Below are 13,712 nucleotides of genomic sequence, written 5' to 3' on the forward strand. Positions count from 1 at the left end.
AACCTTTTTTGATTTAAAAAAATCAAAAATAAATCATTGCCTCAAGCCAGATACGTAGTTCGTGTTAAACATCTATACTATTCTGATTAATCTCATTTTAATTACTTTCGCAAAGCGAAAAAACACGTATTACTTTGACTGATCATTCCCATTACTTACTTTTTAAACCCTACGGATATATTAGTCAACTCAGTAGTAATGATGAGCGTCAGGCTCGAAAGAAAAAATTTCTTATAGATTTATACAACTGGCCAAAAGGTACTATGCCTATAGGCCGTCTTGACGAGAAATCTGAAGGTTTATTGTTGATGACTACAGATGGTAAACTAAGCGATCATATAAACCGAAGTGGTATTGAAAAGGAGTATTTTGCGCTTGTAGATGGTGATCCTAGCGAAGAAAAACTTGATTTATTACGCAAGGGCATTGAAATAGGTTTTGACGGAAAAAAATACATTACAAAACCGGCTGCAGTGAGACGTCTTCAAGAATCACCTGGTTTTCCTGATCGAGCAAAAAAAATACGTGATGCGCGACACGGCCCTACAACCTGGTTAAGCATCACAATAAAAGAAGGAAAATTTAGACAGGTGCGTAAAATGACATCGGCTATAGATTGTCCTACCTTACGTCTGGTACGCGTACGTGTGGGTAATTTAAAATTAGAGGCTATTAAGACTGGCGAAGTTGTGGTGTGGGATGGGAAAATATAAAACTTCCTTTTCTCCATAAGTATTTAAGAAAAGGAAGCCTTTTAATTATCCAAAAATTACAGTTTCCCTGCTTCTATTTTTTTATGTGCATAGTCAACTGCTCGCGCCGTTAATGCCATATAGGTGATACTAGGATTTTGAGTTCCACTGCTGGTCATGCAAGCACCATCGGTTACAAATACGTTAGGCACAGCGTGAATTTGATTCCATTTGTTAAGTACACTAGTTTTAGGATCATTACCCATACGAGCCGTTCCCATCTCGTGAATACAAGCTCCGGGAGCCGTTACATTATTGTAATAGCTAATATCTTTACAACCTGCCGCTTCAAGCATTTCTACAGCGCATTTAACGCCATCCTCTCGCAATTTCATTTCATTGTCACGCAATTTTGCATCAAAAGTTATTATCGGGAGGCCGTGTTGATCTTTTTTATCGTGATTTAAAAACATACGATTCTCGTGGTAGGGTAGCATCTCGGCAAAACAAGCTACATTTATCTTATAAGGCCCCGGTTTAAAGATTTCAGCTTTTAGCGCTTCTCCTATTTGTTCTGGTGCAACGTCAGTTTGTCTGGCAACCTGACCCTGATAACCAAACCCTCGTAAATATTCTTTTTGTTCTGTTTCTTTATCAATATTCCTAAATCGAGGAATATAGAATCCGTTAGGTTTACGGCCTTGATAATAGGTGTCTTCAAAACCTTCAAAGGTAGCGCTGGCTCCCATACCGTAATGATGATCCATAAGATTATGACCCAATTCACCACTATCGTTGCCTAATCCGTTAGGAAAACGCTCAGAACGGCTGTTTAATAATAAAGCCGTAGTGCCAATAGTACTCGCGTTACAAAATATAATTTTTGCGTTGTATATAATTTCTTCACCTGTATTTGCATCAATTACACGTACGCCGGTTGCACGCTCTGTATTGGAATCATAAATAACTTCTGCAGCAATACTATCTGGACGTATGGTAAGATTTCCGGTCTCTTTAGCTACGGGTAATGTTGCTGACTGACTACTAAAATAAGCTCCAAACGGACAACCTCGCCAGCAACGATTGCGCGTTTGACATTGTCCTCGTGTTCCTAAATGTATTTCGGGATTGTATTCAGATAAATTAGCAACACGACCCGGTGTAATAATGCGCTCAGGATATTTTTCTTTTACCTTTTCTCTAAATGATTGCTCTGCACAGTTTAACTCAAAAGGCTTTAGAAATACGCCATCAGGAACCTGCTTTAAGCCTTCGGCCTGCCCGCTTACTCCTACAAATGTTTCTACTTGAGTATACCAGGGTTCAATATCTGCATAGCGTATAGGCCAGTCTACCCCAATGCCTTCTTTAGCATTTGCTTCAAAATCTATATCACTCCAGCGGTAGCAATGACGCCCCCACATAAGTGAACGGCCACCTAAATGATGACCGCGAATCCAGTCAAAACGTTCTATTTCATCATAAGGATAATCGCTGTCTTTATTTATAAATGGTTTATTGTCTTGATTTACCCACCAGTTTAAACGGTTTTGCTTAGTATAATGATCGTTAATCTCCTCTACAGGTACGCGCCCGTTATAAGGTAATTCCCAGTTATCTTTATGTGCGGTATCATAATCTGCTATGTGTTCTATATTGCGACCACGCTCCAGAACTAGTGTTTTGTAACCTTTTTTACACAACTCCATTGCTGCATAACCGCCGCTTATACCAGATCCTACAACGATTGCATCATAAGTTGTAGGTACGTCTTTTTGAGTACTCATATTGCCCAGGCTTTTCCGTTAAGTTCTTCTAAGGATACACACGGCAAATAAGGACCAGGAACCGGAAGATAATTTAAATTATTTTTAGCTATTTTTTCTGTGTTTAAATAGTAGTTAATTGATTGATTTTTAATATTATAAAATGACTCACGTGCAGTTTTAGTTAAAGTGTTTTTTTCTGAAAGTAAAGCGGTAACAATTAACTTTTGATCCTCAGGTTTTAAATCAATAAAATTTGAATCCTTTGCTGAATTTAAATAGGATTTTAAATCTGAAAATTGTGAATTAAATACATCTTGTTGCTTAGAATCATAAACTCCTGCAATCATATGGTCTATCATAGTATCTACCCCTACTGTAGATGCAGCCGGACTAACTTCACTTTCGGGAATAATAATATCTACCAGAACAGATACTATTGCAAAATCTTCTTCAGAGAAAAATTCAAGATTCGCATATTTTGGCTTTGTTTCTGTCTTACAACCTACTAGAAGATTGCTTACTAAAGGTGTAACAAAAAAGGCCCCTGTGCCCAAAGCCATTAATTTAATTGTATTCCTACGTTTCATAATTTACTTAAGATTCTAAACAGATTAAAAAGTACAAATATTAATTGAAAACCAATGAATAGGTGAAAATTAAAAATGGTTAATCTACTAAACCACCTTCTAGAACTTTAATTGCTCCTAATGCTGCTCGTTCTCCACTTATCATGGCAGCATTAAGCGAACCATTAAGCTGCTGATCTCCGGCTAAAAATATACTACTACTTAATCTGGTTTCAGTAGGTGCCATACTATAGCGCAAGTTAGATAGTTTAGGTAAGGCCTTAGTAATGCGGTAACGTTTTAAAAATCTACAATTCTCTATTTTGGCTTGTTGACTAAGCTCTTTTTTTATAGCATTTACGAGCTCTTGTTCAGAAAGTTGATGCTCTTTAACCACCGATACCGAAAGTAAAGTCTTTGTCCCTTTAGATTGTGTTGCTATTGCCGTAGGATAGAAAATATTATTAATCAAACCATTTTCTTCTTGAAATAAACCAATTATAGGTTTTTCTAAAACCATTGTATCTACTTCAAAATATAAATTATCTACTCCTTTCCATTCAATTTGTTGGTTACTCAAATTGGCAATGAGAGGGCTTGCCTCGGTCGCAATAATAGTGCTGTCTGAATTATGGATACTACCGTCTTCAAAAATTATAGACTCATTAGTTATTTGTTTAACCTTTGTATTAAATTTAAAAGTTGTGTTCTTTAAGTTTGATTTTAATTGCTCTGAAATCGCTCCTATGCCCGCTTTAGGAATCACAGCAAGACCTTCTCCAAACATTTTATAAACAAACTCAAACATGCGGCTTGAGGTCTGTAAATTTATTTCTAAGAAAATACCACTAAAAAAAGGCTTAAAAAATATATTTATAATTCGATTAGAAAATCCAAAATTTTGCAGATAATCAAGTGTGGTTTGTTCTTCTGTATTAAAAATCTCCTCTAGACTTTTAGAAGCAAGGTCATTATTGAGTTTTAAAATTTTTATTTTGTCACGTATACTTCCCGCCGAAGCTAAAACCGTAGGTATCGCAAGACTTAAAGCGCGTAAGGGATCTCCTAAAGTTTGCGAAACACCGTTTTTGAAAATAACCGCACCTGGCAGTAATTTCTGTAAATCGAGTTTCTCAAAATCTAAATATTCTTTGGCTTTAGGATAGGCTTCTAGCATAACCTGAAAACCGTGATCTAATTGATATCCTTCTACAATATCGGTTTTAACCCGACCACCTACACGGTCTGTGGCTTCAAGTATTGTAGGTGAATATCCGTGATTTTCTAGAATTTGGGCAGCAATTAAACCACTAATTCCGGCGCCTATTATATTAAGATTAATTTGGTTTTTACTTTTCATAAAATGTGTGAACTCTATTTTTTTTGGGGTAAGCAACTAGTAATTACAGACCAATTTAACAATCAAAATCCGATTTTGATATTAAAAAGTCACAGAATTAAATATCCATTCATTTATTTTGAAAGTCTTTTAACTAAAGATTAATCCTAACTTATTGACCGTAAGAAAACATATCAATAATTTCATCAAAAATAATAACTTATGGATTTACTTGCTACTATCGCACAAATTGTTATCGCAGTTTCAATTATTATCGTTTGGGTATTTAGATGGGATAATATTGTTGAAGAGTTTAAGCAATATGGTCTATCAGACCTTACGCGCAACATTGTAGGAGCATCTAAAATCGCTTTATCTACTTTATTAATAGCCGGTATTTGGTATGAAGATTTAGCCGGTATACCTGCTTTATTAATGGCATTTTTAATGGTATGTGCTCAATTTGCGCATATTAAAGTGAAAAATCCTTTTCATAAATACATACCATCTCTTTTTCTTCTAACTCTAAGTCTATTTGTAGCTGCAGTACACTTAAATGTAATTAACTAGTGATCGTATATCAAAGTTTAGCACTTATTACCGGCATTAGTTTTTTGATTTATGGTATAAGCTGTTTAAGTACAGAGCAAATGAAAAAAGAATTCATTCGCTTTAAACTTGCTAAGTGGCGTACGCTCGTAGGTATTTTACAAATATTAGGTGGTTTAGGTCTTGTAATCGGGGTTTTCTTAAGCAATACGTTAGTCGTAATTAGCGCTGGCGGGCTTGCTTTATTAATGCTTATGGGTTTTGTAACTCGTTTGTATATTAAGGATAGTGTTATAGCATCATCACCCGCATTTATATTTACGGTATTAAATGCTTTATTAGTTTATATGTACTCTACAACCTAAAATACCAGTCAATGAATCAAGATTTTAATATTTACGGAAGACCATTACAGGCCTGTTGTTTTAATCCTAAAACCGGTTATTTTAGAGATGGTTTCTGCAGAACTATTGAAGAAGATTATGGTACACACATTTTATGTGCAATAGTTACAGAAGAATTTCTAAGATATTCTGCATCTAAAGGAAATGATCTTATGACACCTATACCACATTGGGATTTTCCCGGTTTGAAACCCGGCGATTCCTGGTGCTTATGTATTAGCAGATGGCTTGAAGCCGAAAAGAAAGGAGTTGCTCCCAGATTAAATCTGGAAGCCTGTCACCAGGATGCTTTAAACTACACTACGCTAGCTAAATTAGAAGCGCATACTATTTGAGAAAAATTATTTTTTATTCCGGCGGTTGTAGTTTTTGTCACCGCGAGTTTTTGGTTTTTTATATTTCTTAGCGATTTCTCTTCGATAGCTTCCTCCCTGATTAACTTTCTTATTTTTTTCACTTTTCTCGTGAAAACTTGCGCCTCGCTCGTCATTGCGCTTTGAAGGATTATTTATTTCAACATATTCTGGCTCCTCTTCAGGTAGTAGTCGTATTGAAGTTTCTAGATCTTCAGGCAACTCATGTTGGGTAATTTTCATTCCCATTAAAGCTTCAATCTCTTCTCGTTTTTCAAGCTCTGAAGGACTACCCATCAGAATACTTTTTCCGGTCTCTCCAGCCCTACCGGTACGACCTATACGGTGCATATAATTTTCAGGAAAACGAGGTACATCCATATTAAATACGTGGGTAACCTGATCTAAATCAAGACCACGGGCCATTACATCTGTAGTTACTAAAATTCGGTAACTTCCTGCATCAAATTGCCCAATTGCATTTATACGGTAGTTTTGAGTTTTATTAGCGTGTATTACTCCTACTTCGCTTCCGTAGACCTCTTGTAGAACTGTGTATAGTCTATCTGCGTGCTTTTTATTAGAAACAAAGACAAGGTTTTTAGAATATTCTTGTTTGTCTTTTAAAAGCTTTATAAGCAGATTTGCCTTTGTGTAAAAGTTGGGCAATTCATAATATCGTTGCTCAATTGACTCTAGTGGAGTACCACTTAACGCTACCTGAATACGTTCTGGAGCCGTAAAAAAGGTGTCCATTAGTTCATCAACTTCATCGGTCATCGTAGCCGAAAACATAATGTTTTGTCTGCGCGGAGGCATCAGATCAAAAATATTAACCAGTTGATATCTAAAACCAAGATCAAGCATTACGTCTACTTCATCTATAATAAGCTGTTTAACAGATTTAAGTTCTAGATTACGACTTACAACAAGATCATACAAACGCCCTGGTGTGGCAACTACGATATCACAACCCTGCGCCACCTCTTGCCTTTGTATATTAATATTTGCACCACCATAAATACCTAAAACTCGAATTGAGCTGTATTTACCATAGCTTTCTATCTGCTCCACAACTTGTATTACCAGTTCACGAGTGGGAACCATTATTAAGACACGCGGATTAACTTGCTTTGAAAATTTTAAACCTTCAAGTATAGGTAGCATGTAAGCAAAAGTCTTACCGGTACCTGTTTGAGCAATACCTACAACATCGCGTCCAGAGCGCACAACAGAAAAGGCTTCTTGTTGTATAGGTGTGGGTTGTGTAAAGCCAAGATCTTCTATGGCGTATCGTAACTGCTTATTTATTTTAAAATCTTCAAAAGACTGCATGTAAGTAATTTTGCCGCAAAGGTACGTTTTTAAACCTGTAGGTTTTTCCAGAATTTAAAACCCATTTATCGCTAAAGCGGAAACTAGCCTAAGAAGGAATCTGTTGACTCAAACAATGTAAGGTTCCCAGTCCCCAAATAAGGTCAAGTGCACCAATGCCTATTATCTTTTTATCTGGAAAGATTTCTGCAAGCGTATTTAACGCAATTCGGTCATTAGGGTCATTAAATGTAGGGACCAAAACAGAATTGTTAAGTATCAAAAAATTAGCATAACTCGCCGGAAGCCTTAATTTCTCATAATCTATACGTTTAGGCATAGGCAATGTTATGATTGTAGGACTGCTTCCATCCTCGAGTTTTGCAGCTTTTAAGCGTATAAGGTTTTCTTGTAGAGGCGCATAATTTTCATCAGTTAGATTTTCCTCTACAACAGCTACAATAGTTGTAGGATTTACAAATCTACAAATATCATCTACGTGGCCGTGCGTATCATCACCTGCAATACCTTTATTCAACCAGATAGTATTTGTAATACCAAAGTAGGTGTTAAAAATAGTCTCGTAATCTTCTTTTGTAAAGTCTGCATTACGCACCTGAATTTCAGTATCTAGCAGGCATTCTTCAGTAGTTATCAAGCTTCCCTTACCGTTAGTATCTATTGCGCCACCTTCAAGAACTACAGATTTGCCCTTATACATAACAGGTGTAAGTGATATTCCTAAAAATTCTGAAACCCGTTTAGGAATTTGCTTATCTAGCCGGTAATTTCCATATTTTGCCCAGCCGTTAAAATTAAAATTTAAAGCTTCACGTTCTCTATTATTTTTTACTATAATGGGACCGCTATCCCGCATCCAGCTTCGGTTTGTTTTCTGAATTATAAATGTGACCTTACTTAAATTAGCGTGAGCAGCCTCGAGAAGTTCGACAACTTTAGCCTTAAGGTTTTCACTCTTTACAACTAAAAAAACTGTTTCAGTCTCTGCAATTTTTTTTATAAAATCTGCAAATACAAATTGAATAGTTTGATATTTTCCGGGCCAGTCGTCACCATTACTCGGAAAACACAATAAAATTCCTTGCTGATTTTCCCATTCTGCCGGTAAACGTCTGGTATGTTTCATAATTAATCGAGTGCTCGCTTAGTTATATCACCATAAAAATCTATTCTTCGATCTCTAAAAAAAGGCCAGTTCTGACGTACATTTTCCTGTAAATCTAGATCAACTTCAGCCATTAAGATCTCTTCTTTATCTGCAGAAGCCTGCGCTAAAATCTCACCTTGGGGCCCACAGATAAAAGATTGCCCCCAGAATTCAATACCATTTGTGCCAGGTACATATTGTTCAAGACCTATGCGATTTGCAGCGGCTACATAAACGCCATTTGCAACGGCATGACCTTTCATAACATTCATCCAAGCGCCGTGTTGATTAACACCATACTGCTCCTTCTCTTGTGGATGCCAACCTATAGCTGTAGGATAAAATAAAACTTCAGCTCCTTGAAGTGCAGTTAATCGGGCCGCTTCCGGATACCACTGATCCCAACATATTAAGGTACCCAGATCGGCCTTTTTAGTTTTTATAGTTTTAAAACCCAGATCTCCGGGTGTGAAATAGAATTTCTCATAAAAATGAGGATCATCAGGAATGTGCATCTTTCGGTATAAACCTGCTTCGGTACCATCAGAATCAATTATGTAAGCGCTATTGTGATAAATGCCACTCATTCTTTTTTCAAAAAAAGGCACAATGAGTACTACTCCCAGTTCTTTAGCAAGCGCGCTAAATGCTGTAAAGGAAATATCATAAAGAGGTTCTGCATATTTAAAATTAGCTACATCCTCATCCTGACAAAAATAATGACTGCTATACAGCTCTGGTAAGCTAATAACTTCAGCCCCTTTAGCTGCTGCATCTCGTACCCATGATTTACACTTTTCAAGGTTATTTTCCGGAGTATTATTTAAGTTCAATTGCAATACTGCAATCGTATATTTTCTAGCTTTCATACAAAACAAGTTTACTAATTAATTTGATTGTCAACCCAAGTTGTAGCTTGAATTATGAGCACTCTGGTAAAAATTATTCTATTACTATTTAATTGAGGTAAAATTGCAAAATGTATAAAAAGAAACAACTGTTTTTAACTAATCTACATAACAACTAGGCGTGTCATTATTTTGAAGTGTATTTGAAAGTCAAAAAGAAGGCGGTCTGCAGAAAAATGTCGTTTTTTGCAAAAAAGTTTTTATGCAATCCCAGATAGATAAAACCACGCTGTTAACCACACTAAAGACCTATTTTGGTTACGATAGTTTTAGAAATCAACAGGCTGAAATTATACAAACGGTACTTGATGGGAAAGACGCTATTGTTATTATGCCTACCGGTGGTGGAAAATCTATTTGTTTTCAGCTTCCCTCATTGTTATTTAAAGGTTTTACACTCGTAATATCTCCTTTAATCGCGCTGATGAAAGATCAGGTTGATGGTTTGAAAGCTAATGGTATTGAAGCAGACTTTTATAACAGTAGTCAGACTGCTCAGGAACAGCAGGATATTATCGCACGTGCTGCAGAAGGTAAACTTAAACTATTATATGTAGCTCCAGAAAGTTTATCTGGCTTAACGCCATTATTGAGTGAAACTTACATAAGTATGATAGCCATAGATGAAGCGCATTGTATTTCTTCCTGGGGACACGATTTTAGGCCTTCTTATCAACAATTGGGTTTTTTAAAGAAATCTTTACCTAATACGCCGGTTATCGCATTAACCGCTACAGCAGATAAAGCGACACGTAGCGATATTGCAGATCAACTTGCTATCTCAAATGCGCAACAATTCTTAAGCTCTTTTGATAGACCTAATATAGAATTAGAAGTACGCGCAGCAGATAAGCGTCTAGATCAAATCAAACAATTTTTAAAAAAGCGACCTAACACCAGTGGTATAATCTATTGCCTAAGTAGAAAAACCACCGAAAGCGTATCAGACTCGCTAAATGCTATAGGTATAAAATCTACTTCATATCACGCAGGTTTAGACTTTGAAGAGCGCACCCGTGTTCAGGAAGACTTTATTTATGACAAAACTCAGGTAGTTTGTGCGACGGTAGCTTTTGGTATGGGTATCGATAAATCTAACGTTAGGTGGGTTATACATTATAATATGCCTAAAAATCTTGAGGGATATTATCAGGAAATAGGACGAGCAGGACGTGATGGTTTAAAGTCAAACGCACTGCTTTTTCACAGTTATGCAGATGTTTTACAATTAAAGCGATTTACGCAGGGTGCAGCTAATGAAGAAGTACAGAATGCAAAGTTAGACCGTATGAAGCAATATGCTGAAGCTACAACTTGCAGAAGAAAAATTTTATTGAGTTATTTCGGTCAGTTTTTAGAAGAAGATTGTGGTAATTGTGATGTATGTAAAAATCCGCCTCAATTTTTTGATGGTACCGTAATTGCACAAAAAGCATTGTCAACTATCGCCAGAGCTAAAGAAACTCAACCCATAGGAACCTTAATAGATGTGCTTAGAGGAGCTAAAAATGCAGCTGTATTAGATAAAGAATTAGACACATTAAGTACTTACGGTATAGGTGCAGATATATCGTGGAAAGATTGGCAACATTATTTTTTACAATTAACAAATCAGGGATATTGCGAGATAGCCTTTCATTTGCGTAACAGTTTACACCTTACCCCATCTAGTAAAGCCGTTTTATTTGAAGGAAAAAAAGTAAGACTCACGCAACCGGTTGATAATCCTACTCCAGAAGTAATCACCGCAGATAAACCAAAGACTAAAAAAGCCAATGCCCTGTTTGAAAAGTTACGCATGCTTCGGGCGGAAATTGCCAAAGAAGAAAATATTCCTGCATATCTTGTTTTTAGCGATAAAACACTTCAGGAAATGGAGCGTGTACGACCTACTACTGAAATGGAACTTTTAGAAATAAGTGGTGTTGGCCAGCGTAAATTAGAAGTTTATGGTGATGATTTTATAAAAGCTATTCTGGAATTTCAGTCTGAAAAACTAAAGAAAAAAGGAAGTAAAACCGCTACCCATCAGGTTACTTATAATCTCCTTAAAGAAGGCCTTTCTATTGAAGAAATTTCCAAAAAGCGTGACTTAAAAGACACAACCATTTATTCACATATTGCCAAATTAGCTTTAGATGGAGAACCTATTGATTTGTTACAATTTGTAAGCAAGACTGAAGTAGAACAAATTAAAAAAGCAAAAATTGCCCTTGAAAATCCTGAAACCTTAAAGGCCTATTATGAATATTTTGAAGAAAAGATTGAATATCATAAGATAAGATTGGGGTTATCTATTTTAGAAATGTCTAACCTTTAACGCACCTGTTCTATAGTACAAAACGAGTCGTAGCCTGCTGCAGCACCCGCAATACTCACATTCACTAATGAGTATAACCTAAAATCTATTTTTTCACCGGCGGTCAGTTGTACCAAGGTAGATACAGAACGTGTAGGTGGTGAGACATTAGTTAATACCACTGAAACATTAACAAAACGCTCTTCGGCTATTTTTGTTGAACTTGTGCCGGCAGAATTAGTTTTATAAATAGCCAAACCCAAATCACCCACACTAAGGCTTGAGGTTTTTATCTGTGCCGCGACACGATATATGCCCGCATTGGTTGCTGTAAAAACACCTGTTGTAGCATTAAACTCATCTTTAATATCAAAGACTTCAGCATTAAAAATAATTGGAACGTAGGATAAAAGCGCTACAGCAAAATTTGACGTCAATTTTGATTTTACAAGTGATTTTTCAACATTAGCTAATATTTTTTTTGCTGCAACACGATGCAATACTCCTCTACCATCAAAAACTGCAATTGAGTCCCGTGCGGCAAGATCATTACCCTCACTGTAATCGCGCACACGTAGTGCCCCATTCACATCGAGCATTACATCGGGATGAGGCAAGGTGGTACCCATTCCTATTTGTGAAAAAAGTGATGTAGAATACAGAGTAATAAGAAGTATTATTATACGCATATCTGAAGCCTTTAGTTAGAAACTAAGTTCTCAATTAATACGTTTAAAAGCAAATAACACAGTTTAAGTGCTAATAGTTCAATTAATTTATTAACTAAATCATTTTACTAAACACATTAGGAATTAATATTTAAGAAGTCAAAATCCAAATTCATTTATAATTACAAGTTAAAAATTAAGTTTATAGTATAATTCTCTCATTTATTAAGTAAAAATGACGGTGTGTTTGTAATATTACTTGTACATAACAACGAATTTTACCTTATTTTATATATTTATCAAATTAGGTTAGTTTTTAAAGATTTTTCTCGTCTAATTTATTTTATAAAAAACAATTTTACTTTTTTCATTTGATTATATCCTAGTTCAATTTAAGATTACTTAACGGAGTTTTGGCAAATATTTGACGCTAAATAATATTCTCATGAGCTACTTTTAAGAAAAAGAAATAAATGATAAAGCCTAATACACAAGTACCCGAATTAGAAATCGATTTAATTAACGATACTAAATGGAAATTAAGTGCTCAGAAGCCTGAAAAATATACTTTAATTGTATTCTATAGAGGATTACACTGCCCTGTATGTAAAAAACAACTTCAGGACCTAACATCTAAGACTGAAGATTTTAAATCTAGAGGTGTAAACATAATTGCTATTAGTATGGATACCCACAAAAGAGCAAATCTTTCTCAAGAAAAATGGGAGACCGGTAATTTACCTATAGGCTATGCCTTGAGTGAAGAAAAAGCTCGCGAATGGGGTTTATATATTTCTAACGCTGTTAAAGATGCAGAACCAGATGTATTTTCAGAGCCCGGCATTTTTCTCGTGAAAGCAGATGGCACATTGTATTTTTCGTCTGTGCAAACTATGCCATTTGCACGACCAGAATTAGATGCAATTTTAAAATCTATTGATTTTGTAGAGAAGGAAAACTACCCTGCCCGTGGAGGCAAATAAGAATTAATCAAAAATCAAAGAGCCCTATAATTCATATTTATAGGGCTCTTTAATTATTAGAAGATTTTAAGTTTATTTTTTTCTATCTATAAGTACTTGCTCAATATCCTTTAGACCAAATCCTTTTGCTTTTAAAAGTATCAAATAATGAAACAGCAAATCTGCACTTTCATTAAGAAACAGATTATCATCATTATCTTTTGCTTCAATAACTACTTCTACAGCTTCTTCCCCAACTTTTTGAGCGATTTTATTAATTCCTTTTCTAAATAAATCTGCAACATAGCTCTTCTCGTTATCCTGGTTGGCTTTACGTTCTGCAATAGTATCTTCTAATTTTGTAAGGAAACCAAACGACTGATCATTCTCTTCACCCCAGCAGTTATCTGTACCTTTATGACATGTAGGTCCTTGCGGATTTACACTGATTAACAACGTATCGTTATCGCAATCATTTTTTATAGAAACAAGATGTAAAAAATTACCACTTTCTTCTCCTTTCGTCCATAGACGCTGCTTACTGCGGCTAAAAAAAGTAATCTTCTTACTCTCATTTGTTTTAAGATAGGCCTCCTCATTCATATAACCTAACATCAGTACTGTTTTGGTTTTGGCATCTTGTATAATTGCAGGAACAAGTCCGTTTGCATCGTATTTAATTTCCATTTTATTCTTTTTATTTCGCTTGCACGAAATTTCT

Annotated in this window: 14 protein-coding genes; 6 read left to right on the top strand and 8 right to left on the bottom strand. The window is 35.7% G+C overall.

From position 1 onward, the window contains the following. Positions 1-134: 134 nt before the first annotated feature. Positions 135-713, top strand: a complete 579-nt coding sequence (locus ACIGAM_RS13060; protein WP_396511882.1) for a pseudouridine synthase — start codon at positions 135-137, stop codon at positions 711-713. A gap of 56 nt (positions 714-769) precedes the next feature. On the opposite strand, the gene ACIGAM_RS13065 is transcribed toward ACIGAM_RS13060, so the two are convergent. The 3 genes from ACIGAM_RS13065 to ACIGAM_RS13075 all read right to left on the bottom strand — a co-directional run bounded on the left by ACIGAM_RS13065 (position 770) and on the right by ACIGAM_RS13075 (position 4,387). Continuing rightward, the gene (locus ACIGAM_RS13065) at positions 770-2,479 is read right to left on the bottom strand and encodes a GMC oxidoreductase (RefSeq protein WP_396511883.1); all 1,710 of its coding nucleotides are present in this window, start codon (positions 2,477-2,479) and stop codon (positions 770-772) included. After that, positions 2,476-3,048 (bottom strand): gluconate 2-dehydrogenase subunit 3 family protein, encoded by a 573-nt coding sequence (locus ACIGAM_RS13070; protein WP_396511884.1) that lies wholly within the window; start codon positions 3,046-3,048, stop codon positions 2,476-2,478. Before ACIGAM_RS13070 ends, ACIGAM_RS13065 begins: the two co-directional genes overlap by 4 nt. A gap of 79 nt (positions 3,049-3,127) precedes the next feature. Next, positions 3,128-4,387 (bottom strand): NAD(P)/FAD-dependent oxidoreductase, encoded by a 1,260-nt coding sequence (locus ACIGAM_RS13075; RefSeq protein ID WP_396511885.1) that lies wholly within the window; start codon positions 4,385-4,387, stop codon positions 3,128-3,130. 201 nt (positions 4,388-4,588) lie between these two features. Between ACIGAM_RS13075 and ACIGAM_RS13080 the strand changes: the two genes are divergently transcribed. From ACIGAM_RS13080 to ACIGAM_RS13090, 3 genes are all read left to right on the top strand, one after another. Then, on the top strand, positions 4,589-4,936 hold the full coding sequence (locus ACIGAM_RS13080) for a DoxX family protein (RefSeq protein ID WP_396511886.1): 348 nt from the start codon (positions 4,589-4,591) through the stop codon (positions 4,934-4,936). 80 nt (positions 4,937-5,016) lie between these two features. Then, positions 5,017-5,280, top strand: coding sequence for a DoxX family protein (locus ACIGAM_RS13085; protein WP_396511887.1), 264 nt, complete (start codon positions 5,017-5,019; stop codon positions 5,278-5,280). Positions 5,281-5,291: 11 nt separating this feature from the next. Then, the gene (locus ACIGAM_RS13090) at positions 5,292-5,654 is read left to right on the top strand and encodes a DUF2237 family protein (RefSeq protein WP_396511888.1); all 363 of its coding nucleotides are present in this window, start codon (positions 5,292-5,294) and stop codon (positions 5,652-5,654) included. 6 nt (positions 5,655-5,660) lie between these two features. Here the strand turns inward: ACIGAM_RS13090 and ACIGAM_RS13095 are convergent, their stop codons facing one another. From ACIGAM_RS13095 to ACIGAM_RS13105, 3 genes are all read right to left on the bottom strand, one after another. Next, entirely contained in the window at positions 5,661-7,007 is a 1,347-nt protein-coding gene (locus tag ACIGAM_RS13095) for a DEAD/DEAH box helicase (RefSeq protein WP_396511889.1), read from the bottom strand. Positions 7,008-7,095: 88 nt separating this feature from the next. After that, positions 7,096-8,133, bottom strand: coding sequence for an agmatine/peptidylarginine deiminase (locus ACIGAM_RS13100; RefSeq protein ID WP_396511890.1), 1,038 nt, complete (start codon positions 8,131-8,133; stop codon positions 7,096-7,098). 2 nt (positions 8,134-8,135) lie between these two features. Beyond that, a complete protein-coding gene (locus ACIGAM_RS13105; RefSeq protein WP_396511891.1) occupies positions 8,136-9,023 on the bottom strand; it encodes a carbon-nitrogen hydrolase in 888 nt (295 codons plus the stop codon). Positions 9,024-9,264: 241 nt separating this feature from the next. Between ACIGAM_RS13105 and recQ the strand changes: the two genes are divergently transcribed. Further along, positions 9,265-11,382, top strand: coding sequence for a DNA helicase RecQ (recQ, locus tag ACIGAM_RS13110; protein WP_396511892.1), 2,118 nt, complete (start codon positions 9,265-9,267; stop codon positions 11,380-11,382). Here the strand turns inward: recQ and ACIGAM_RS13115 are convergent. Continuing rightward, on the bottom strand, positions 11,379-12,050 hold the full coding sequence (locus ACIGAM_RS13115; protein ID WP_396511893.1) for a hypothetical protein: 672 nt from the start codon (positions 12,048-12,050) through the stop codon (positions 11,379-11,381). The two genes, recQ and ACIGAM_RS13115, sit on opposite strands and share 4 nt — an antisense overlap. A gap of 452 nt (positions 12,051-12,502) precedes the next feature. Here ACIGAM_RS13115 and ACIGAM_RS13120 point away from each other — a divergent pair, with 452 nt between their 5' ends. Then, positions 12,503-13,012 carry a peroxiredoxin-like family protein gene (locus ACIGAM_RS13120; RefSeq protein WP_396511894.1) on the top strand — a complete coding sequence of 170 codons (510 nt, stop codon included), beginning with the start codon at positions 12,503-12,505 and terminating at the stop codon, positions 13,010-13,012. A 72-nt stretch (positions 13,013-13,084) separates the two neighbouring features. On the opposite strand, the gene hisIE is transcribed toward ACIGAM_RS13120, so the two are convergent. Then, positions 13,085-13,708: a bifunctional phosphoribosyl-AMP cyclohydrolase/phosphoribosyl-ATP diphosphatase HisIE gene (gene hisIE / locus ACIGAM_RS13125; RefSeq protein WP_396511940.1), complete on the bottom strand. Its 624-nt coding sequence runs from the start codon at positions 13,706-13,708 to the stop codon at positions 13,085-13,087. Positions 13,709-13,712 lie beyond the last annotated feature (4 nt).

The organism is Leeuwenhoekiella sp. NPDC079379, assembly GCF_044542075.1.
Taxonomy (GTDB): domain Bacteria; phylum Bacteroidota; class Bacteroidia; order Flavobacteriales; family Flavobacteriaceae; genus Leeuwenhoekiella.